This window comes from Ectopseudomonas khazarica, from assembly GCF_004521985.1.
GTDB classification, from domain to species: domain Bacteria; phylum Pseudomonadota; class Gammaproteobacteria; order Pseudomonadales; family Pseudomonadaceae; genus Aquipseudomonas; species Aquipseudomonas khazarica.
In genome coordinates this window covers 155210-178126 of record NZ_SBHZ01000010.1, presented here as the reverse complement: position 1 = coordinate 178126, position 22917 = coordinate 155210, and the positions used below count along the sequence as shown (strand labels likewise).

The 22917-nt window shown below is 65.1% G+C and carries 18 protein-coding genes; 4 read left to right on the top strand and 14 right to left on the bottom strand.

Going from position 1 to position 22917, the window contains the following annotated elements; all coding sequences use genetic code 11:
• Positions 1-44: 44 nt before the first annotated feature.
• From gtfA to bacA, 10 genes are all read right to left on the bottom strand, one after another.
• The gene (gene gtfA / locus EPK82_RS14990) at positions 45-1484 is read right to left on the bottom strand and encodes a sucrose phosphorylase (RefSeq protein ID WP_134677064.1); all 1440 of its coding nucleotides are present in this window, start codon (positions 1482-1484) and stop codon (positions 45-47) included.
• Positions 1485-1580: 96 nt separating this feature from the next.
• The gene (locus EPK82_RS14985) at positions 1581-4292 is read right to left on the bottom strand and encodes a DEAD/DEAH box helicase (protein ID WP_244229976.1); all 2712 of its coding nucleotides are present in this window, start codon (positions 4290-4292) and stop codon (positions 1581-1583) included.
• Entirely contained in the window at positions 4292-4981 is a 690-nt protein-coding gene (locus EPK82_RS14980) for a phospholipase D-like domain-containing protein (protein ID WP_037049398.1), read from the bottom strand. The genes EPK82_RS14985 and EPK82_RS14980 overlap by 1 nt, the downstream gene beginning before the upstream one ends.
• A gap of 12 nt (positions 4982-4993) precedes the next feature.
• Positions 4994-5545 (bottom strand): rhomboid family intramembrane serine protease, encoded by a 552-nt coding sequence (locus EPK82_RS14975; protein ID WP_134677062.1) that lies wholly within the window; start codon positions 5543-5545, stop codon positions 4994-4996.
• On the bottom strand, positions 5542-10779 hold the full coding sequence (locus tag EPK82_RS14970; RefSeq protein WP_134677061.1) for a DNA repair ATPase: 5238 nt from the start codon (positions 10777-10779) through the stop codon (positions 5542-5544). The genes EPK82_RS14975 and EPK82_RS14970 overlap by 4 nt, the downstream gene beginning before the upstream one ends.
• A 120-nt stretch (positions 10780-10899) precedes the next feature.
• Positions 10900-11139: a hypothetical protein gene (locus EPK82_RS14965; protein ID WP_037049404.1), complete on the bottom strand. Its 240-nt coding sequence runs from the start codon at positions 11137-11139 to the stop codon at positions 10900-10902.
• 180 nt (positions 11140-11319) lie between these two features.
• Entirely contained in the window at positions 11320-13365 is a 2046-nt protein-coding gene (locus EPK82_RS14960; protein ID WP_037049406.1) for a flotillin family protein, read from the bottom strand.
• Positions 13366-13455: 90 nt separating this feature from the next.
• On the bottom strand, positions 13456-14097 hold the full coding sequence (locus EPK82_RS14955; protein ID WP_134677060.1) for an OB-fold-containig protein: 642 nt from the start codon (positions 14095-14097) through the stop codon (positions 13456-13458).
• 68 nt (positions 14098-14165) lie between these two features.
• Entirely contained in the window at positions 14166-14861 is a 696-nt protein-coding gene (locus EPK82_RS14950) for a PspA/IM30 family protein (RefSeq protein WP_134677059.1), read from the bottom strand.
• A 13-nt stretch (positions 14862-14874) separates the two neighbouring features.
• Positions 14875-15495, bottom strand: a complete 621-nt coding sequence (gene bacA, locus EPK82_RS14945) for a biofilm formation regulator BacA (protein WP_134677058.1) — start codon at positions 15493-15495, stop codon at positions 14875-14877.
• Between the two features lie 293 nt (positions 15496-15788).
• Between bacA and EPK82_RS14940 the strand changes: the two genes are divergently transcribed.
• Complete coding sequence (locus tag EPK82_RS14940; RefSeq protein WP_037049414.1) at positions 15789-16040, top strand: hypothetical protein; 252 nt, start codon at positions 15789-15791, stop codon at positions 16038-16040.
• Positions 16041-16097: 57 nt separating this feature from the next.
• On the opposite strand, the gene thrC is transcribed toward EPK82_RS14940, so the two are convergent.
• The 3 genes from thrC to EPK82_RS14925 form a co-directional block, all read right to left on the bottom strand.
• Entirely contained in the window at positions 16098-17507 is a 1410-nt protein-coding gene (gene thrC, locus EPK82_RS14935) for a threonine synthase (RefSeq protein WP_047589944.1), read from the bottom strand.
• 57 nt (positions 17508-17564) lie between these two features.
• The gene (locus tag EPK82_RS14930; protein ID WP_037049416.1) at positions 17565-18869 is read right to left on the bottom strand and encodes a homoserine dehydrogenase; all 1305 of its coding nucleotides are present in this window, start codon (positions 18867-18869) and stop codon (positions 17565-17567) included.
• 102 nt (positions 18870-18971) lie between these two features.
• Positions 18972-19700 (bottom strand): disulfide isomerase DsbC N-terminal domain-containing protein, encoded by a 729-nt coding sequence (locus EPK82_RS14925; RefSeq protein ID WP_037049417.1) that lies wholly within the window; start codon positions 19698-19700, stop codon positions 18972-18974.
• Between the two features lie 301 nt (positions 19701-20001).
• On the opposite strand from EPK82_RS14925, the gene EPK82_RS14920 reads away from it, so the two are divergent.
• The 3 genes from EPK82_RS14920 to EPK82_RS14910 are packed head-to-tail and all read left to right on the top strand — an operon-like array spanning position 20002 to position 21798.
• Positions 20002-20427, top strand: a complete 426-nt coding sequence (locus tag EPK82_RS14920) for an organic hydroperoxide resistance protein (protein ID WP_036994554.1) — start codon at positions 20002-20004, stop codon at positions 20425-20427.
• A gap of 58 nt (positions 20428-20485) precedes the next feature.
• Positions 20486-20746, top strand: a complete 261-nt coding sequence (locus EPK82_RS14915; protein WP_037049420.1) for a DUF2790 domain-containing protein — start codon at positions 20486-20488, stop codon at positions 20744-20746.
• Positions 20747-20781: 35 nt separating this feature from the next.
• A complete protein-coding gene (locus EPK82_RS14910) occupies positions 20782-21798 on the top strand; it encodes an alpha/beta hydrolase (RefSeq protein ID WP_134677057.1) in 1017 nt (338 codons plus the stop codon).
• Positions 21799-21857: 59 nt separating this feature from the next.
• On the opposite strand, the gene xerD is transcribed toward EPK82_RS14910, so the two are convergent.
• Complete coding sequence (gene xerD, locus EPK82_RS14905; RefSeq protein WP_134677056.1) at positions 21858-22754, bottom strand: site-specific tyrosine recombinase XerD; 897 nt, start codon at positions 22752-22754, stop codon at positions 21858-21860.
• Positions 22755-22917: the final 163 nt, after the last annotated feature.

Sequence of the window (22917 nt, the reverse complement as noted above, 5' to 3'; positions counted from 1 at the left end):
GAAAGAGCGCAAGTCTACCGCGAAAGCATGGCCCCCGCCGACCTTCAGCAGGTCATGTGGCAGATCCCCCGCTGCTCGTCGCTGTACTCGATGTTCGCCTGCAGGCTGCTCAGGTCCAGGTGCAGGCGGCAGTAGTGCTCGCCATGGCGCCAGGCCAGCAGCAGCTGGTCATCCGCCGAATAGTTCTGCTCGAAACGCCCCTCGAAGGCCGGGTGCCGGCAGCGGAAACGCATCAGCGCCAGCAGGCGCTGCACCAGCGGTTGCTGCAAGGCCTGCTCGGCCTCCTCGACGCTGTAGTAATGGCGGTTGACGTCGCGGGCCTCGCCGGTTCGCTCGAGCAGATCGAAATCGTTGCAGCCGGCGAGCAGGCCGACGTAGTACACCTGCGGGATGCCCGGGGTGAAGAACTGCATGGCCCGTGCGGCAATGTAGGCCTCGTCGTTGCGCATCAGCGCCTCGTAGAAGGTGCAGGTCAGCTGATAGATGGCGCCCACGCTGTGCACGTTCACCGCCGAGCGGCGCAGGATCGGGTCGGCGCTGCGCGTCGAGATCTCGTCGACCAGGTACTGGATCTGCGCCTCGGGCAACATGCCCTCGACATCGGGAATGCAGATGCCGTCATGGGTATCGAGCACGGTGATCTGGTTGCGTGGACACATGCGCAGCCAGTGCTTGAGGTAGCGACTGCTCCCCGTGAGCAAGGCATGCAGCACCAGCGGCGGCAAGGCGAAGGCATAGGGGCGCATCTGCCGACGCGAGATGGCGTACTGGTAACTGATATGGTCGTGCACCTCCGGGAGCATCTCGGTCTCGTACTTGGCCCCGGTTTCGCGAAACCATTCGAGGATGCGATAGACGTTCGGCTCCACCAGGAAGCAGCTGGTGCCGATGCGCTTGGTGGTGTAGCCGAAGGCGTCCAGGCGGAACAGCTTGACCCCGCGCGCGGCGAGGAAGGCCATGTACTGCTCCATCAGCTGGTAGGTCTGTGGCGAATCGTAGTTCAGGTCGATCTGCCGTTCGGTGAAGGTGCACCAGACCCGGCAGGTCTCGCCGTTGGCCAGCCGCACGTCGCGAAATGGCTCCTTCTCCTTGCGGATATGGATCTTGGCCAGGTCGTCATGGCTGATCTCGCCCAGGCTGTCGACCTGCACGAACAGCTCCGCGTAGGGCGAGTCCTGGCCGCGCGCGACGAAATCGAGAAACTCCGGTGACTCGTCGGCGATATGGCTGATCACCAGGTCGACGCACAGGTCGAAACGCGCGGAGATGCGTTCGACATCCGCCCAGTCGCCGTAGCGCGGGTCCACCTCCATGTGGGTGAGCGGCGAGAAGCCACCGTCGGCATTGGACGGATACAGCGGCAGGATATGCACACCGCCCAGGGCATCGCCCAGGTGCCGGTCGAGCAGCTGGTAGAGTTCGCCCAGATTGCGCCCCAGGCGGTCGGGATAGGTGATCAGTTGAACAGCATTGCGCAGTGTCATGAGCCCCCCGGCACAGTGTTGGTCTACCAAAGGCCTAGGCCACGATCGCCGCACGCGTCAAGCGACGCCGCGACGACGCATCCGCGAAGCGGCGCCTCAGAGCCGCGCCAGCACCGCCTGCACGGCCTGGTCCGGCGCCTCCTGCCAGAGACCGTAACTCAGCGGCAGGGTTTCCAGACCGGCGCGGGCCAGCACCAGGTAGCGCTCCAGTTCGAGAAAGCCTTCGCCTTCGCCAGGGAAACCGATCAGGTCGATGGCCAGGCATCTGTCGCCGCGTCGGCAGAACAGATCCAGCACCTGCCCAGCCAGCGGGTAGTGGCTCCACACCCCGACGCCCTGCGCTTCGAGCGCCTGGCACAGATCCTGGCGAGCGACATCGATGGCCCCTGCCTGCAAACTGACCGCCGGTTGCTGCTGAAATTCCAGGTAACGGCGCAGCAGATGGGTGGCCGGCAACTGGCGTTCGTCACCACTGAACAGCAGCACCTGGCGCTCACGGGCGCGGGTGATGGCCACGTTGAACAGGTCGGCGCGGTTCAGGTAGTGGGCCGCCTGGGTGGACTCGACGTCGATGGCGAAGCTGAGAATCATCAGGTCGCGCTCCTCGCCCTGGAAGCCGTAGGGCGTGTCCACCAGCAGGCGAAACGCGCGCAACTGCTCCAGCGGCATGCTCTCGCCAATGCGCTCGCGGATGCGCTCGACCTGGTCGCGAAACGGCGACAGCACGCCAACGCTGGGCTTGAGCGGGCTGTTCCGGTAGGTGTCGAAGTGCTCGCGCAGCAACTCCAGCACCCGCTCGACCTCCGCCTCGTTGACCCCATTGCGACCACGTGCGCCCTCGACGCGCAGCAGTTGCAGGCTGTCGCAGGTGTCGCCACCGGGACGTTCCTTCATCACCCGCAGGCGCTGGTCGTAGAACAGCTCGTTGCTGAAACGGATCAGCGCCGGGCGGCTGCGGAAGTGCTCGTCGAGGAACACCACCGCGTCCTGGCTGGCCAGTTGCAGGCCGACCAGGTCCAGCACGCTGTTGTCGCGGTAGCTCCAGGCCTCGCGCTCGTCCGCCTGCAGCCCGGCACGCTGCAGCAGCTGCGCCTCGCGCACGCGGGAGAGAAAGGAGATATGCCGCAGCTGGCGCGCGTCGCCGGTCACCACCGCGCGCTTGCAGCGCTGGAAGGCCGGTAGCGCCGAGGCGATGTCGCACTGGGTCGCCTCGTCCATCACCATCACGTCGAACAACCCGGCGCGCAACGGCAGCAGGCGGTGCAGCTCGTCCAGCGTCACCACCCAGATCGGGAACGCGGCCAGCAGGCGCGCCGGATCGATGCCCTCGAACAGCGCCAGCTGGCGCTGCGAATTGCGCGCACGGATGGCCTGGTTGTAGCGCACGAACAGGCTGCGGTCGGTCATCAGCAGACGCTTGAGTGCCAGGCTGTGATGGCTGTTGAGGTGCTCGCGGCTGAGCTGCTGGCGGCGCTGCTGGCATTCACGCAGCTCGTCCAGCAACGCCCAGGGACGCACGCTGCTGCCGACCCGCCTGCGTACCCAGGGCACCTGCAGCCACCGGCGCCAGAAAGCCAGGCTGCCGCGCTCGGCGCGCAGCAGCAGACGGCTCCAGCGCACGGCCTGCTCGCAGCGGGCCACGAAGTCGCCGGAAAGGCGGCGCTCGGCCTGGGTCAGCACCTCCAGCTCACTGCGCTGGCGCGCCTCGAGCTGGTCGCTGACATCGGAAATCTCGCCCTGCAGCATGCGCTGCAGGCGGTCGCGCAAGGCCTGGCGCAGGCTCTGCCCATCGCCCTCCAGGATACCCTCGCGCAGGCCGAAGTCTTCACGCAGCTTCTGCGCGATGACCCGCACGGCCTGGGCGCTGCGGCTGACCAGCAGCACGCTCTCGCCCTGCAGGTAACGATCCAGCGCCAGCGCCGCCAGGCTGTAGCTCTTGCCGGTGCCGGGCGGACCGGATATCTGGCTCAGGCAATGGCGCGCGGCATTGTCCAGCGCGCGGCATTGCGCCAGGCTGAGCTGGGCCGGCAGGCGCTGCGGCGTGCTCGCGACCACGGACAACGGCGCGTCCGACGCCTCGCCGAGCAGTTGCAACAGGGCCGGCGACAGCTGCTGCGCCTCCTGCAGCAACTGCAGCTCATGGGCGATGCCACGGCTGCCACTGCCACGCGGCACCAGGGCGACGAAGGCGCCCGCCTGCAGCGACAGGCTGCGCCGGCGCTGGGCCTTGCCCAGCGCCTCGCCGTCGACCAGCCGGGGAAAGCCCGCCGCCTCGCTGACCTCACGCACCTGCGTATGGCGCGCCACCCAGGCGAGCAACTGACCCAGTGCCGAGGCGTCCAGCACCCCGCTGGGCAACGGCAGGCCGTCCAGGCTGTCCGCGCCACTTTCGTCGAACAGGCTGCGCAGCAGACGCCAGTTGCCACGCACCTGCTGCGGATCGATGACCAGCAACTGGGCCTGGCCATCGGCAGTCGGCTGCAGGCTGGCCTCGTAATACATCAGGGGGCCGCAGATGGCCCGCGATGCGCCGCCGTCCAGCTGCTGGCGACCACAGATCGGCAGCACGCCGTAGATCAGTTGCAGCTCACGCTGGTACAGCGTCTGCGCCTCGGCCAGCTCCCGGCCCAGCTCGGCCGACAGCGGCAGCAGCGGCACACCGCCGCTGGCCAGTTCCTCGTCCCCGTCGAGCCAGGCCCAGCGCTTGCCGGGCAGCCGGGCAACGTTGTCCAGGTCCAGGTCGCGGCTGTCGGCCAGGTAGCAGCTGCGGTAGAAACCGAGAAGCCGTTGGGCGTGAGGCTGAGTCATCAGTTGTCTGCGTAACGCGTCCAGAGCATCTCGAACTCGCGGCTGTAGGCCGCCACCAGTTGCGGATGGTCGATCACCAGCAGATTTTCCTCGTTGCTGGTACTGGCGCTGCGGGTCCAGTTGAAACTGCCGTTGAGCAGCAGGCGACCGTCGAACAGGGCGAACTTGTGGTGCATGTGGAAGGGACCGGCATCGATGCGCAGCGGCACGCCCTTGTCACGCAGGCGCTGGATGTCGCTGCCGGCATCGAACTGCTTTTCGTTGTCGCTGATCACCCGCACCGCGATGCCGCGCTCATGGCAGGCGAGCACCTCTTCGCTGAGCTGATCGTCGGAGATGGTGTAGACGCAGATCTCCACGCTCTTGCGCGCCTGGCGGCAGAGGTCGCGGATCTTGCGCCGGCAGCTCTCGCCCGGACTGAAGTGCGCCGTAGCATGCTCCACGCGCGGAGCGCTGCCGACGCTGTCGAGGGTCTTGATCACCTGCTCCAGCCACTTCAGCACCGGCTCGACATTGGTCGGCTCGCGCATCAGCTCACGGGCCAGGGCGAAGGCGCGGTTGCGCATGAAGCGCACCTGGTCGCTGCTCAGCTCGCTGCCCAGCTGGCGCAGTTCGTCGCGCTCCTCGTTGCTCAGACGCAGGTCGGCGAGGCTGTCACGCAGTTGCTGATCGAGATGGTTGAAGTCCATGCAAAGTCCTTTTCATCGAGTGAGACGGCGGCGGCTCAGGGCGGCGTAACACACACCGCAGAACGCTCCCGCCAGGTGATATTCGAAAGAAACGCCGGCACGCGGCAACAAGCCGAAGAACCAGCCGCCATAGAGAAAGAACACCAGCACCGCCAGCAGCAGGTCGAGCAGGCTGCGCTCGAACCAGGCGCGCGCCAGCAACAGGCCCCAGAAACCGAACAGCCAGCCACTGGCACCGATGTGCAGGCCGGTACGGCCGAACACCCAGACCAGCAGGCCGCTGCCGATGATGATGAAGGCGCTGGAGAACAGGAAGTCGCGCCGTGAGCGCAACAGCACCAGGCTGCCCAGCACCAGCAAACCGCTGAGGTTGCTGAGCAGGTGCGCCCAGCTGCCGTGCAGCCAGGGCGCGAAGAGAATGCCCGGCAATGCCTCGACATGCCGGGGCACCAGGCCCCAGACGTTCAGGGCGCCGCCAAGGGCGCTGTTGGCCAGTTGCAGCAGCAGCATCGCACCACTGATCAGCAGCAGCGGACGCAGCTCAACCAGCCAGCCTCGCCTCACGGCGCCTCGTCATCCGCGGCGTCGCTGCGCTGCTCGTGTCCGAGCAGCGTGCCGAGGTCGCGCAGTTGGGTGGATATTTCCAGCATGCGGTTGTGCGTGCGCAAATCGATGTCGATCTTCTTGTCCATCGCCTTGATCAGCGGCAGGAAGCTGTTTTCCAGGCTGTCGGCCAGGTTCTCAAGCAATTTTTGCGTGCCCGGCTGCGCAGGTGCAACCACTTCCACCTGTGGCCGCAGCTTGCCGAGGTTGTCCAACCCCGCCAGCAGCTGCTCCCAGGGCACGCTGGGCGCCTCGGCCGCCGGCTTGCCGGCACCCAGGCCACGCACGCTTTCCACCAGGTCGTTGAGCTGCGCCACCACGCGGCCACCGACATCGCTGTCGCTGCCGCCCATGGCCTTGTTGCGCATGAAGTCGCGCTTGATCTGCGCCCAGCGCTCGGCCTGCTCGGGCGTCTGATTGCCACGCAGCTCGGCGAGCTTGAGCAGGTTCTCTTCGGCACCGGTGGTGAGCAGTTGCGACTCGCCCTGGTAGTGGTCGGCGATCAGCTGCAGCAGCTCGCCATCGTTCATCACCGAGCTGATCTTCTCCGCCATCTTGTTCATGTTGCGGTAGCTGCCCTGCAGCTTGAACGGCGGCTCGGTACGGTACTGGTCGGCCTGCGCGGCGCTGACGATGTACTGCTGGTTGACCCGGCCGACCACGTCGCGCACCTGCATCAGGCGTTGCAGGGTCGAGGAAATCTCGTTGATCTCGGCGGCGCTGTAGGTGTGGCTCAGTTCATTGGCGGAGAACGGCTTGCCCTCGGCCTTGGCGACGAAACGGTAGACGTCGGCCATGTCGCGGGTGGCCAGCGGCGCCAGCACCGGGTTGGAGGTCAGGCTGTTCTCGATGTAGGACAGCGCGAAGGCCTCCTGCATGCCGCCCAGGGTGTCGCCCAGGTTGTAGATGTCGGCACGGTTGGCGAGCATGTCCGGAATCTTGAAGACTTCGCCGGACTCGGTGTAGGGGTTGCCGCTCATCACCACGCAGAACTTCTTGCCGCGCATGTCGTAGGTCTTGGTCTTGCCCTTCCACACGCCCTCGATGCGCCGGGTGCCGTCGCACAGCGAGATGAACTTCTGCAGGAACTCGGGGTGGGTGTGCTGGATGTCGTCGACGTAGAGCATGACGTTGTTGCCCATCTCCAGCGCCAGGTTGAGCTTTTCCAGCTCCTGGCGCGAGGTGGCGTCCGGCGCCTGCGCCGGATCGATGGAGCGCACCTCGTGGCCCAGCGCCGGGCCATTGACCTTCATGAAGATCAGACCCAGGCGGTGCGCCACGTACTCCATCAAGGTGGTCTTGCCGTAACCCGGCGGCGAGATGAGCATCAGCAGGCCCATCAGGTCGGTCCGCTTGTTCTCGCCGGCGGTGCCCATCTGCTTGGCCAGGTTGTCGCCGATGAAGCCCAGGTAGACGTCGTTGATCAGCTTGTTGCGCACGAACGACGACAGCGGCCGCGGCTTGAACTCGGCCAGGCGCAGCGCCTCGCGCTCGCGGTTGATGACCTCCTGACGCAGCGTCTGGTAACGCTGCAGCTGCGGCACGAAGTGCTCCAGATGCTGTTGCAGGCGGGCGAAGTAATCGTCGATGGCCAGCACCAGGGTCGCATCCTGCAGACGCGGATGGTCACCGAGCAGGCCGCTGACGCTGAAGCGCAGGTCGACCTCGGTGAAGCGCCGGGGGAAGTCGTCATCGAGCAGGCTGATGGCGATCGCCTCGGGCACGTAGTCGAGCAGCTCGCGCAGGGCCTCGTCCTGCGCACACAGGCCATCGAGCCAGGTCTGCACCAGCGACCAGCGCTGCTGCGGGCGGCCGCGCAGGTTGTCGAGGGCCGCGCGGTAGTCGTCCCACACGTGGCTGGCCTGCATGCGCTGCTGCAGGGTGTCGAGCAGCTGGCGGGCGTATTTGCTGAAGGTGAACTCGATGGGCTTGGCCGCCAGTTCCTCGATCAGATAGGCCGCAGCCTGCTGACGCTGCGCGGCATCGACCGGCAGCGGATGCTGAGCGAGAAAGCGCTGCATCGCCGCATCGATTTCGTCCTGCAGGCGGCGGACACCATCGCTGCTGCCGAACAGCTGACGCAGGTGCAGGCTGCTGCGTGCACGCTCCGGCCACAGTTCGGCCTCGATGTCCGCCCCCCAGCGGTTCCAGAACAGCGCGGCGAACCCGCGCGCGGTGGGCGCGAAGCGCAGCAGGCCGGCGCTTTCGCGCAGCGGCAGCAGCTGGCTGAGGATCAGCGCCGCATCATGGTCATGGATGCCCTTCTCGTAGGCATCCTTGTAGCGCGGGGCGGCGAAGTCGCGGATCACCCGGGTCAGGCTCTGCGGCTGCGCCAGGTGAGTCTTGAGCAGGTCCAGGCTTAGCCCTTCACGGCCAGCCACGGCGGCGTCGAGCACCAGCCCGGCGAGGTATTCGGCGCGGTACAGCGACGGCGACTCGGACTCCAGCGACACCTGCCAGTAGTCACGCAGGCCTTCCAGTGTCTCGTCGCGCAGCGGCTCGAGAAAATCGGTGCCGGTCAGATGCAGGTACAGGCCATCGCCACGCGGCATCAGGGTCAGGTCGAGTTCCTGGGTGTTGACGCTGAAACGGTGGCGCGGGCCGAGCTTGATAACGTTGCCGCCCTCTTCGAACAGCTCGCTCTTGTCGCGCAGGGCACGCACGGCCTGGTCGCGGGCGCCCTTGAGGCGCGCCTCGACGTCATCGGCCTTGACGCTGTCCTTGAGCTCGCGCAGGCGCTCGGCCATCTCGCGCAGCTTGAGAATCAGCGGGTCGGCAGCGAAGAAGGCGTTGAGCTCCTCCATCTGGGTCAGGCGCGCGGTGCGCCGGCCCAGGCTGTCGAGGATGCGCTGGGCGGCGTCGAGCACGCCCTGGGCACGGCGCTGACGGTCGTCGAGCAGGCTCTGCTTGTGCGACTCGAAGGTTTCCAGCAGTTCTTCGCGCTTGCCCAGGATGTCGCTGAGGAATTCCTCGTGATCACCGAACTGGCTTTCCAGCTCTTCCAGCTGCACCAGCAGGCGGGACAGCTGCTCGTCGCACTTCTCCGGGTCCTGCGACAGCGCCAGGGCGTTGGTGATGCCCTGGCTGAACAGTTTGAACTGGGCGCCGAACTGCGCCACGGTCTCGGCCGAGCCCAGCCCCTTGCGCCGCTGTTCGGCGCGCGCCTTGGCCTGGTTGAGGTGGGCATAGACCTCGGAAATCGACTCGACGATGCGGGTGCGCTGGGTGGCATCGTCGATCTTCAGCGACGCCATCAGGCTCGACAGCATGTCCAGGTTGCCGGCCATGGCCTGCATCTCGACCAGCGGCTCGTTCAGCTGGGTGACGCTCTCGGCCTTCTGCGCCTGGCCATCGAGTTCACCCAGGCGCTGCACATAGGGTTGCAGGGCCGCGTCGCTGGCGAGGAAGTTCGAAGTGGCCGCCGCCACACGCTCCTGCGCTTCGAGCAACTCGGCTTCCATGGCGTCGATGCGCGCCACGTCGATGTAGCGGTAGTCACGGATGGTCAGCAGCTGGCCGCGCTGCGCGGTGATGGCATTCAGCGCCTCGACGAAATGCTGCACCTCGTCCCAGCTGTCGACCAGCAGGCCGGCGAGCAGGCTCTTCTGCCGCGTCTCGGCCTCGGTCATGGCACGGGCCGATTGCTGGCGAATGCTCTCGACCTTCTCGAACTCGTCGAGCACCAGCTCGGAGGTGGCAGCCACCTCGCGCAGCAGCGGCGCCAGTTCGGCGCACTGGGCGTCACCCAGCCAGTGGTAGACGTCGAACAGGCGACGGGTGTTCTGGCACAGCTGGGTGTAGCGCGCCACCGACACTTCGCGGCTGTCGATCTCGCGGCTCAGGTTGAGCAGGTCGGACACGCCGCGCACCAGCTCGGCATTGCCGATACGACCGAAGAAGCCGCTGCGCGCCGGCTGGCGAGCCGCGTAATCGTCGCTCTCGAACGGCGTCTGCCAGATCTGCATCGGATGGATGCGGGTCGGCTCGCTGCCCTCGGCGGAGAAGATCACCATGCGCCCGTCCTCCAGGCGCGCGTAGCCGTGGCCGAAGATCGGGTTGTGCAGCTGACGCTTGATCATGTTGTAGGTGAACAGCGCCGAACGACCTTCCTCCGGGTGGTAGAAGATGTACTGCACGTCCTCGCCGTTGGGCGAGCGGACCGAGCGCTTGAAGCGCATGCCGTCCATGGGCTGTTCGAAGGTCTTGTACTCGCCGCTCTGCAGGTAGTAGCCGCCGGGGAAGATGATGCCGTGATCTTCCGGCAGCTGTACGCAGGCCAGGCCGATGGCGTCGATGCGCTCGACCTGGTTGGTCAGGCTGTTGAACACCAGGTAGCGCCACTGCTCCTCGCGGTAAGGCAGCACCTTGAGCAGGATCAGGCTGCCCAGGCGGGCGTATTCGATCTGCGCGTCGTCGAGCGACTGGGTCTTGTCCACCACGGCTTCGCGGTAGATGCCCAGGCCGTCCTGGGTGTTGTTCTCGACCTTGATCGTGAGGTCGCCACCGACGGTTTCGACGAACACCGTGTCGAGGATGTTCATGTGCGGATGGCGGCCGGTGACCGCCATCTCGCGGGACGTCTTCTGCCATTCGAAATCGAACGGCGCCGGCAGGGCGATATCACGCTCGCCACGGTTATCGATGTAGCGAACTTCCTTGCCGTCGGTGGAGATCGACCAGCGGAACACACGGATGTCGCTGACCCGTTCGCCGATCTGGAAGCTCGCCAGCAGCTTGCCATCGCGAATCGCCAGTTGCAGCAGACGGGTGTTCTTGTAATAGGTGTACAGCTCGTTGAAGTCGGCAACGAAGCTGGCCTGCGCCAGGAAGGAACCCTCCAGGGACACCGGCTCGGCATCGAAGCCTTCCGCGCCCTGCACCAGCCGGTAGAGGGAGAACACGTCGGAGATCGTGGTTTCCTTCTTCAGGCCGAGGAACACGTTGTAGCCGAACAGCAGGCACTCGCCGACCTGGACGATATCGCGGGCGATGCAGTTGTTCTCGGTGCGGATGCGGACCCGGCCGATGGCCTCCATCGCACTGCTGCCGAACTCGGCCAGGCGCTGGCCATTGAGCGCCTCGGTCAACCCGCGCAGGCGCTGCCCCTGCTCCTGCAGGCGCTTGTGCAGCACCTCGTAGGCGCCGCCCTCGGCGACGGCCTTGTCCAATACGTCCTGTGTCTGTACGTCCGACATCGTGTTCTTCCTGGATATGCGGCATCGAGCAGCCTCACCCGCGCAGTGCGCTGAGGCTGCTGAGAAATGCGTAGTGCGCCGGTGAGGGCCACACTGCGGGTGGGCAAGCCTCCCGGTGGGTTACGCGCCGATCTTCTGCTCGACGATGGCGATCTTGTCGCGCAGCGCCGCGTCGATTTCCTCGGGGCGTACCTGGGCGATGATCTTGCGCAGCACCCGTACTTCGTTGTCGTCGATCACGCCATCGCGCTCGGCGATCTCCAGCAGACTCTTGAGCTCCTGCGCATCCAGGCGGCCGTCGTTACTGAAGCACTGGATCGAGCGAAAGGTCATCTCCAGATAGTCTCTTGATTCTGACATTGCGTAGTCCCTGATTGGTCGAACGATAGGGCCGCGGGATGGCTGGAGCCGCGAAAATCGCCGCTCAAGCACCTCCCACCGGACCTAGCAATGAATGGATGGTCGGCAGGGTGGACAACGCTTTCTGTCCACCTTTGGCGATGCAAGCGGTGGACATGCTGCGCGTCGCCCACCCTGCTATCAGGCCTGCTCCGAACCAGCGCTCGGGGCGACGACCGGCGCGGCGGATGCGGCCTTGCCGGCCAGCAGGCGGGAAATCACGTCCTGCACCACCGGGCTCTTGCCGACCACGCCTTCGATGGCCTTGCCCACCGACAGCGACTTGGCGAAGGAGTTGAAGAAGTCGCCCTCGCCGCCGACGATCTCGATCTTCGCCTTGGCCATGGCTGCGGCCAGCACTTCGGCCTGGTCCTTGGCGATGTCCTTGTTGGCGTCGATGGCGGCCATGGCCTCTTCGAAGCTCTTCTCCAGTTGCATGCGGAACTCTTCGTGAGCGCGTGCCGCGTCGCTGAGCGAATCCAGCGCACCGAACTTCTTGCCCAGACCTTCGGCTTCGGCGCTGAGGCGCTCCAGCAGGATCGCGGCTTCGGCCGAACCCTGTTCCTTGGTCGCCTTGGCCTTGGCCAGACCCAGTTGCTCCTCGCCGCGTGCCTGGGCGGAGAGTTTCTCCTCCAGCACCTTGGCTTCGGCCAGACCGTCCTTCTCCTTCGCCGAGGCTTGTGCTTCCAGCACACGGGCTTCGGCCAGACCTTTTTCCTGCTCACCCTTGGCATCGGCGATCAGGCGCTCAGCCTGCACGCGAGCCTCGGCCAGGCCTTCCTTCTCTTTCGCGGCGGCGGTGACTTCGCGCACCTTGGCATCGGCCAGGCCGGGCGCGGCACGCTCGGCTTCGATCCCTTCGGCCAGTTTCTTCTTGGCCTCGGCGCTCTTGGAGGCCGCTTCCAGTTCGGCCTGGGCCAGGGTGTTGATCTCGACCGCCTTGTGCTTGGAACGCGCCTCGTCGGCTTCGGCCTGCTTGACCTGACGCACCAGCTCCTGCTCGGCCTCGGCCTGGGCATTGAGTACGGTGACCTGCTTGAGGCGCTCGGCCTCGGACACTTCGCGCACTTCCTTGATGCGTTCTTCTTCCTGGGCCACGGTCTTCTCGACCGCCACGCGCTCGCGGATCACGCCGGCGATGTTCTTGCGCTCTTCTTCCAGCGCCTTTTCCTTCTCGATGCGCTGCAGTTCGACTTCGCGCTCGCGGGCCACCACTTCCAGGTCCTTGGCACGGGTGACTTTCTCCACCTCGATGACCACGGCACGCTGGCGGTTCTGCTGCGCCACTTCCACTTCGCGCTGATGGTTCTCGGCGCGGATGTCCAGCTCCTGCTGGGTCTGGATGCGCGCCTGCTCGGCCTTCAGGCGCTCTTCTTCACGGACCTTGAGGGTCTCGGCTTCCTCACGGGCGCGGATGGTTTCGATCTCGCGCTTCTGCCGCGCCTCGGCATCGGCCTGCTGACGCTCGAGCGACAGGGTCGCTTCGCGGGTTTCGACGTTCTTTTTCTTGATCGCCAGTTCTTCGTTGCGCTCGAGCTCGTTGGTGATGACGTTCTGCGCAGCGGTCAGCTCGGTGATCTTGCGGATACCCTCGGCGTCGAGGATGTTGCTCGGGTCCAGCGACACCTTGGAGGTCTGCTCCAGGTAGTCGATGGCCACGTCTTCCAGCACGTAACCGTTGAGGTCGTTGCCGATCACCTCGACGATGCGGTCGCGGAAATCCTGGCGGTTCTCGAACAGCTGGACGAAGTCGAACTGCTTGCCGACGGTCTTCAGTGCCTCGGAGAACTTGGCATTGAACAGCTCGTTGACCGCGCCACGATCGGAGGCACGGTCGACACCGATGGCCTTGGCCACCTTGAGCACGTCTTCCTGGGTCTCGTTGACGCGCAGGTAGAAAGCCACGGTGATGTCGGCACGCAGGTTGTCACGGCAGATCAGACCGTCCTTGGCGCGACGGTCCACTTCCAGGGTGATCAGGGAGATCTTCATGAACTCCTTGAGGTGGATCACCGGGTACACCAGGGAACCGGTGAAGTGCACCTTGGGCGTCGAGCTCATGTCGTTGACGATCAGCGCGGTGCCCTGCGGAACCTTGATGTAGAACGCCTTGAACAGCGCGATCAGGGCGATCACGAAGAGAACGACCAGCCCCGCCCCGACGATGAAGGGAATGAGGTTTTCCATTACAGCTGTACTCCTTTGCTAATTGTGCAGACAGGTTCGGCGATGCCCTACCCTGCCAGCCCTGTGTGACGTACGGATTGTCGGCAGACGCTATACGCCTCGAAACTCTTCTTCGGTGATGACCCGGTAGGCATGTTCGGCAGCCAGGTACTCCAGCAGCACCACGCGGTCGCCGCGCTTGAAGCCCAGTGCCTCGTCGGCGCGCACACGCAGGATCAGCCCCGCGCCGCCGTCTTCCAGCACCGCCTCGCCGTGGCGCTCGGTGACCTTGCCGCTGCGGACCACCGCCACCTGACCCAGCACCGACTTGCTGCTGATCGCCTCGACTTTCTGGAACAGCGGGCGCAGCGGCCGGCAGATGGCCGCGCAGAGCGGCGCCGCCAGGAGGAAGGAGGCGACGATCACCACCAGGCCGAGCGGGTAGCGCAGGATGCCCAGCGGCAGGTGACGCAGCAGCCACAGTTCGATGAAGTAGCAGGCGAACCAGGCGAAGAAGAACAGCAGGGTCAGCACCAGCGTGGCCGGTACGCCGTCGAGCTTGAGCTTGTACAGCAGCCCCGCCAGGCCTTCGGTCTGTGCGCCGCCCTCCATCACCGAGTCGGCCTCGATGTCGAGCAGGTCGATATCGAGCAGGCCGGCCGCGACCACCAGCCAATAGATGACCGCCACGCACAGCAGGAAGCTGTAGATGGCAGTGGGAAACGACAGCGCGGTCTGCAGGAAGAGTTCCATGGTTTTCCTTGTCCTGAATCCATACGGCAGGGACGATCACTCGCCCCTGCCGGTTCATGCAGCCTCGATCAGGCCTTGGACTTGTCCTTCAGGCGCGCCAGCACGCTGTCGGCACTGGCGCTGTCCGCCTTGATGCCCGCAGCTCGCAGCTTGGCTTCCAGCGAGTCGTCCGGCGCGCTGGTGGCGGCGAGCTCCGCCGAGGCTTCCATCTTCGCGCCACGCTCGGCCTGCTTCTGCTTGATGCGCTCGAGCGACTCGACCGCCGTCTGCAGCTTGGCCTGGGAACCGCCGTAGCGCTGGGCCACGGCCATCTGCGCCTTCTGCACGCTTTCGGTGGCCTTGACCGTATCCACCTGCTGCTTGAGGCGCTTGATGTTGCCCTCGGCCTGACTCACGGCCTTGCGCAGTTGCGCGACGCTGGCGGCGAAGCCTTCGGCCTGCTCGCGCTCGCTGGCCTGTTCGACCTCCAGGTTGGCGATCTTCTCGGCCACTTCCTTGGCCAGGGTCTCGTTGCCCGCTTCCAGCGCCTTGAGAGCGTACTGCTCGTACTCGGCGATGCTGGTTGCGCTCTTGCTCACCTTGTCGCTGGCCAACTTGTGCTTGGCCATGATCTCGGCGAGGGCTTCCTTGGACTTGCGCAGCTCGCTGTCGGCGTCGCGGATTTCCTGGTCGAGAATACGCAGGGCCTGGCTATCGACCACGGCCTCGCCCATCTCGTTGGCGCCGCCACGCAGCGCGGTCAGCATTTTGCTCCAGACGTTCATGGATTCTCTCCTCTCAGGCGCCGGTCTTGAGGAAGCCTTCGTAGGCTTCGGTGGCCTTGATCACGTTGTCCGCCAGCAGCTCGATCTCGAACACCACATCGGACAGCGTGGAGTAGGAGCTCAGTGCGCCGAACATGGTGTAGCAGTCGCGCCCGTCGACCATCTTCTCCAGGCCGATGGACGACAGCGGGAACAGCTTGTGGGTGCGCAGCACTTCCTCGTTGAAAGCAGCGCCGTCCTTCACGTCCGCCGCTGGCCAGAGCAGCGCCTCGACGATGATCTGCTCGCCGAACACGGCAACGAACAGCGGCAGGTCGCCATATTCGCGCATGGTGATGTGCAGACTGGCGTCGGCGCCCTGAATCAGCTCGATGCCGGCCTGCCCGCTCTGGAACAACTCCGTTGCCGCCAGCGCTTCATGCAGCGCCTTGGCGGTCCAAACCTGAGGCATGCTCATATCCTCCTCCTTCTCCATCGGAACCAGCATCGACTGCGGCTGGCGTAGTTTGCGCTCGAACGCAACCAGCAGCGGTGCGTGCTCGGGCAAGATCCAGACTTCCTTCTTCACCAGCCCCTGCTCGCGCAGGCGCTGACGATAAAGACGCTGGTAATGGGCTGATGATTTGCTTTCCATGAACAACAGCCTAGACCCTTACATGTGAGTCGTAAAGTGATTACATGTGATAAATGTGATGCCGTTCGTCAGGCGAGCGCGCAGGCGTCATCCTCGGCACGAAACGAGCCGATCAGCAGACGGGAACGAAAAGAAAAGAGGCAGGGGCCAGGGCTCATCCATGATCGGGCTAGAACGCATCCATTCGCGACGTGTCGAATTAAACCTCAGCCACACGCAGGGCGCACGGAAAAAAGCGCTAACCCGGTCGCAGTTATGACCCCAACCGACCAACACAGGAGAGCGGCAGCAGCATGAACGAACTGCCACCCGCTGTACGCCAGCTGCTGCATGCCGAGCAGCGCCAGGCCGCCATCGACCTGCTCAGCGAATACCTGGCGGCCGACCAGAAAGAGGCCGAACGCCGCATCGACCAGTATCTGGAGGACAACCCTCCCGTCCACCTGCGCGGCGCGGCCATCCTCCGCGCCAGCCGCCTCAATGCTCTGATCTGGCTGACGCTGATCACCCTGACGGCGCTGCTGGTGCTGATCTTCAGCCTCTGAGCCAGGCCCAAACGAAACCGGCGCCACTGGGGCGCCGGTTGCATGCTGACGGACGACTCAGAGCGGCTTGCCGCGATTGCCATGCGCCGCGACGAACTGCTGCACGACCTTCAGGTCGTTGGCCAGCACGGTGCAACGCTCATCGCGCTGGAACAGGTCGGCCAGGTGCGCCGGCAACGCCGGAACCGCATCGATACCAGCCTTCTCCACCGCCTCGGGGAACTTGACCGGGTGCGCGGTACCCAGCACCACCATCGGCGTGGCCAGGCTGCGACGGCATTCACGCGCTGCGCGCACGCCGATGGCCGTGTGCGGGTCGAGCAGCTCGCCGCACTCCTTGTACACCTCGGTGATGGTTTCACAGGTCTGCTCGTCATTCACCGCCAGCGAGTCGAACAGCTTGCGCGCCTCGACCCAGCGATCTTCCTCGACACTGAAGCCGCCACCCTGCTTGAAGCTGTCCATCAGACCGGCGATGGCGGCGCCATTGCGACCGTGCAGGTCGAACAGCAGCCGCTCGAAGTTGGACGAGACCATGATGTCCATCGACGGCGACAGGGTCGGATGCAGGGTTTCCTTGACGTACTGATTGCCGCTCATGAAGCGGTGCAGGATGTCGTTGCGGTTGGTGGCGACGATCAGCTGACTGACCGGCAGGCCCATGTTGCGCGCCAGGTAACCGGCGAAGATGTCGCCGAAGTTGCCGGTCGGCACCGAGAAGGCCACCGAACGCGCCGGCGCGCCGAGCTGCAGCGCGGCATGGAAGTAGTAGACGATCTGGGCCATGATCCGCGCCCAGTTGATCGAGTTGACCGCCACCAGACGGGTGCCCTTGAGGAAGCCCTGGTCGGCGAAGCTGGCCTTGACCATCTCCTGGCAGTCGTCGAAATTGCCTTCGATGGCGATGTTGTGGATGTTCTCGCCAAGGATGGTGGTCATCTGCCGACGCTGCACTTCGGACACCCGGTTGTGCGGGTGCATGATGAAGATGTCGACATTGTCGCAGGCCTTGCAGCCTTCGATGGCGGCGGAACCGGTATCACCACTGGTCGCCCCCATGATCACCACGCGCTCGCCACGCTTGGCCAGCACGTGGTCGAGCAGGCGACCGAGCAGTTGCAGGGCGAAGTCCTTGAACGCCAGGGTCGGACCGTGGAACAGCTCCATGACCCACTCGTTGCCGTTCAGCTGGCGCAGCGGCGCCACGGCGTTGTGCGCGAAGACACCATAGGTCTCTTCGAGGATCTTCTTGAAGTCGGCATCGGCGATGGAACCCGCCACGAACGGGCGCATCACGCGGAACGCCAGCTCGTGGTACGGCAAGCCCGCCCAGGAGGCGATTTCCTCTACGGTGAAGCGCGGCAGGTTCTCCGGCACGTAGAGGCCACCATCACTGGCCAGGCCGGCCAGCAGCACGTCTTCGAAATTCAGGGCCGGCGCCTGGCCGCGAGTACTGATATAGCGCATGGGATAGACCTTCGTTTGCTGCACCCGCGGGCCCGCAGCCCGCAGGTGGACACGGAATTAGTTGAGCTGCTCGACACGCAGGCGCATGACCGGCGACGTCACGCCGTCCAGCGCTTCCATGGCGGCAATGGCGTCGATGATGCGCGCCTCGATCACACGGTGAGTCACCAGGATCATCGGCACTAGGCCGTCCTGCTCCTCGGCTTCCTTCTGCATGATCGACTCGATGTTGATGCCACGCTCGGAGAGGATGCTCGCCACCTGCGCCAGCACACCCGGGTGATCCTTGGCCTGGATACGCAGGTAGTAGGCGCTCTCGCACTGCTCGATGGGCAGGATCGGGTGATCGGACAGCGAGTCAGGCTGGAACGCCAGGTGCGGCACGCGATTCGTCGGGTCGGTGGTCAGGGCACGCACCACGTCCACCAGGTCCGCCACCACCGCCGAGGCGGTCGGCTCCATGCCTGCGCCGGCACCGTAATACAGGGTGCTGCCGACGGCATCGCCATTGACCATCACCGCGTTCATCACGCCGTTGACGTTGGCGATCAGGCGGTCCGCCGGGATCAGCGTCGGGTGCACGCGCAGCTCGATGCCGGCCTCGGTGCGACGGGCGACACCCAGGTGCTTGATGCGATAGCCCAGTGCCTCGGCATAGTTCACGTCGGCAGTGGTCAGCCGGGTGATGCCTTCGGTGTAGGCCTTGTCGAACTGCAGCGGCACGCCGAAGGCGATGGAGGCCAGGATGGTCAGCTTGTGCGCGGCGTCGATACCTTCGACGTCGAAGGTCGGATCGGCCTCGGCATAACCCAGCGCCTGCGCTTCCTTGAGCACGTCCTCGAAGGCACGCCCCTTCTCACGCATCTCGGTGAGGATGAAGTTGCCGGTGCCGTTGATGATGCCGGCCAGCCAGTTGATGCGGTTGGCCGCCAGGCCTTCACGAATCGCCTTGATCACCGGAATGCCACCGGCAACCGCCGCCTCGAACGCGACGATCACGCCCTTCTCGCGGGCACGGGCGAAGATCTCGTTGCCGTGTACGGCGATCAGCGCCTTGTTCGCGGTGACCACGTGCTTGCCGTTGTCGATGGCCTTGAGCACCAGCTCGCGGGCCAGGGTGTAGCCGCCGATCAGCTCGACGACCACATCGATGTCCGGGTTGTTGACCAGCTCGAAGACGTCACGGGTGATCTGGATACCGGTCGTGTCGTACTGCGGCTTGGGCGAACGAATGGCGATCTGGGCAATCTCGATGCCGCGACCGGCACGCCGGGTAATTTCCTCGGCGTTGCGCTTGAGTACATTCAGAGTACCGCCACCTACGGTCCCCAGCCCACAGATACCCACTTTGACCGGCTTCACGCTCTATATCCCCATCAGCACTGCATAAAACGGCCGGAGCAAGCCCCGGCCGCCGAAAAGAGCCGCACATTACGAAGCGGCTGTTTGTTAGTCAATCCGCACTCAATCGTTCGACTCCAGGGCGATCCTGGCCAGCTGCGGCGCCGGCTGGTAACCCGGAATCATCTTGCCGTTGGCAAGCACGATGGCCGGCGTACCGTTGACACCGATCATCTGGCCCAACTGATACTGCTTGGCCACCGGGTTGTCGCAGTCCGCCTCCGGCACCGCCTGGCGAGTCTTGGCCAGGTTCATCGCCGCCTGGCGATCCTTGCTGCACCAGACGCTGGCCAGTTCCTTGGCTGCCGGGCTGTTCAGGCCCTGGCGCGGGAAGGCCACGTAGCGCACTTCGACGCCCAGGCGATTGAGCTCCGGCACTTCGCTGTGCAGCTTCTGGCAGTAGCCACAATCGGTGTCGGTGAACACGGTGATATGGGTTTTCGGCGCCTTGGGCGCGAACACCACCATTTCCTTGGCCGGAATGGCATTGATCTGCTTGGCCACCGCACGGCTCTCTTCGATCTCGGTGAGGTTGACCGCCTTGCCATCCTTGACCTGGAACAGATAGCCCTGGATCAGGAACTGGCCGTCCGCACTGGTGTAGAGCTGCCGCCCACCCTCCAGCTGAACCTGATAGATGCCCGACATCGGGCTCTCGGCAATGGCTTCGATCGGCAAGTTGGCGTCGAGCGACTGCAGCGCCTGACGAATGGCCTGGTCAGGTTCTGCAGCCATCGAGACGCCAGCGCCCAGCATGAGCGCCAGGGCAGCGGAAATACGGGTCAGGGACATGAACACTCCTGTCGAACGACGGACCGGTGAAAATCGCAACAGCCTACCACAGATGGCGTCGCAGACAGCCGAACAGCTAACAGACGGCGCACGCACCAGCAGCACACGGGCATTTTACGCGCGCACCCTCCACCCCTCTTCGCTCTTTATTCCTGCGCAACATATCCATATAGCGAAATACTCGATAAATTTATCTTGCGCACAAATCATTAGCGCAATACAGTTCGCTCCATGGAAACGGTTAGCGCACAAATCATTAGCGAACCGATCCATCCAGCCCCAACCCAAGAGGATTACCGCCATGACCATCGAAAACGTTCTCTACCGTGCAACCGCCGAAGCCTTTGGTGGCCGTGAAGGCCGCGCCGTCTCCTCCGACGGCATCCTGGACATCGCCCTGACCACCCCGAAGGAACTCGGCGGCGCAGGCGGCAACGGCACCAACCCCGAGCAACTGTTCGCAGCCGGCTATTCCGCCTGCTTCCTCGGCGCGCTGAAGTTCGTCGCGGCCCGCGACAAGCTGAGCATCCCGGCTGACACCTTCATCGAAGGCACCGTAGGCATCGGCGCCATCCCCACCGGCTTCGGCATCGAGGTCGAGCTGCGGATCAGCCTGCCCGGCCTCGCCCCTGAAGCGGCACAGACCCTGGTGGATCGCGCGCACATCGTCTGCCCGTACTCCAACGCCACCCGCGGCAACATCGACGTCACCCTGACCATCGTCTGACAGACAGCAGCCAGCGCTCGCGGCCAGGACCCGAGCGCTGCCCGAGAGGAGAAGCAGCATGAAAACCCGCCCCCTGTTCGCCATCGCCCTGACGACTCTCTCGCTTGGCGCCTCGCTGACCAGCGTCGCCCACGGCGCGCAAGCCACGCCCTATCGCTACGGGCAGGACCTGGATATCGCCAAGGTGATCGCCATCGAGGTGCCGAATAGCCCGCAGTGCGAGGTCGTGACGGCGAAGATGACCTACCGCAACAGTGCGGGCGAGGTGCACGTCCTCGACTACGAACAGCTGTCCAGCGTGTGCAGCAACCAGAACTGAACCCAGCAGCCCTACCTAACGACAGGAGTTTGACCATGAACATCTCTCGCACCCTGACCGCCGGGCTGCTCGCCCTGGCCATCGGCAACAGCTTCGCCGCCGGCAGCCCCGGCGTGGAACGCAACACCCAGGGCTTCCTCGACGCACTGGCCGCAGGTGCTGGCCAGCCCCTGGAAACGCTCACCCCGAAAGACGCCCGCGGCGTGCTGGTGGGCGCCCAGGCCAGCGTCAAGGTGGACCTGTCCGGCATCACCGTGGAGACCAGGACGATCGATGTGGACGGCCAGGCCATCACCCTCAAGGTGGTGCGTCCAGAAGGCGCTCGCGGCGTACTGCCCGGCTTCATGTTCTTCCACGGTGGCGGCTGGGTACTGGGTGACTATCCGACCCACGAGCGGCTGATCCGTGACCTGGTGGTGGGCTCCGGCGCCGCGGCGATCTACGTCGACTACACGCCGTCGCCGGAAGCCAGGTACCCGACCGCGATCAACCAGGCCTATGCAGCGACCAAATGGGTCGCGGACAACGGCAGCAAGATCGGTGTCGACGGCTCGCGCCTGGCCGTGGCCGGCAACAGCGTCGGCGGCAACATGGCGGCCGTGGTCGCCCTCAAGGCGAAGGCCGCCGGCACACCGAAGCTGCGCTTCCAGTTGCTGCTGTGGCCGGTCACCGATGCCAACTTCAACAACGCGTCCTACAACCAGTTCGCCGACGGCCACTTCCTGACCCGCGGCATGATGGAATGGTTCTGGGACAACTACACCAGCGACCCGAAGCAGCGTAACGAGGTCTACGCCTCGCCGCTGCGCGCCAGCCTGGAACAGCTGCAGGGCCTGCCGCCGGCACTGGTGCAGACCGCCGAGATGGACGTGCTGCGTGATGAAGGCGAAGCCTACGCCCGCCGCCTGAACGCCGCCGGCGTCGCGGTCACCTCGGTGCGCTACAACGGCATGATCCATGACTACGGGCTGCTCAACGTGGTCGCGGAGGTCCCAGCGGTACGCAGTGCCATGGACCAGGCCGCCCAGGCGCTGAAGAACAGCCTGAAATAGACCACCGGCAGAACGCACCCCGCCCTCGGCAACGACGGCGGGGTTTCGTTCATCCGCGATCAGCCGCGCGGATGATGCTGGGCGTGCAGTTCCTGCAGTCGCGCGCGGGCGATGTGGGTATAGATCTGCGTGGTGGACAGGTCGCTGTGCCCCAGCAGCATCTGCACCACGCGCAGATCGGCACCATGGTTGAGCAGGTGGGTGGCGAAGGCATGCCGCAGGGTATGCGGCGACAGCGCCTTGGCGATCCCCGCGACGCGGGCCTGGTGCTTGATCCGGTGCCAGAAGGTCTGCCGGGTCATCTGCTCACCCCGCAGACTGGGAAACAGCACATCACTGGGCTTGCCGCCGAGCAACAGCGGGCGCGCCTCGCGCGTGTAGCGCTCGATCCAGGCGATGGCCTCCTCGCCCAGCGGCACCAGGCGTTCCTTGCTGCCCTTGCCGAACACCCGCAACACCCCCTGGCGCAGATTGACCTGCTCCAGCGTCAGGCCCACCAGCTCGCTGACCCGCAACCCGCAGGCGTAGAGCACCTCGAGCATGGCGCGATCGCGCAGACCGATGGGGTCGTCCAGATCGGGCGCCTGCAACAGGGCCTCGACATCGGCCTCCGACAGCGACTTGGGCAGCGGCCGACCGATCTGCGGCAGGTCGACCTGCAACGTCGGATCTTCGCCGATCAGAGTCTCGCGCAGCAGGAAACGGTAGAACCCCCGCAGCCCGGACAGGAAACGCGCCGTCGAGCGCGCCTGGTAGCCCTGTTCGAGGCGCCAGGCCAGGTGATTGAGAATCGCGTCGCGACCAATGTGCTGCAACGCCAGGCCACGCGCATCCAGCCAGGCGTTGAAGTGTTCCAGGTCGCTGCGATAGGCGGCCTGCGTATGGGCGGAGAGCCCCTTTTCCAACCACAACGCCTCGAGGAAGCGCTCGATCAGGGGATGAGTTAACGTTGACATCGACGACCCATGACAAAATGTGCCGCTAGTTTTCCACAGCCTCACCGCGATAGGGCAACTCCAAAGCCGTGGGCGAGGCAGCCAGCGCAAGGCAAGAACAGGCGAAGACGTGCAGTCTACGCGCTATGAATGAGCACTTTGCGCCTGTTTTCGACGCAGTGAT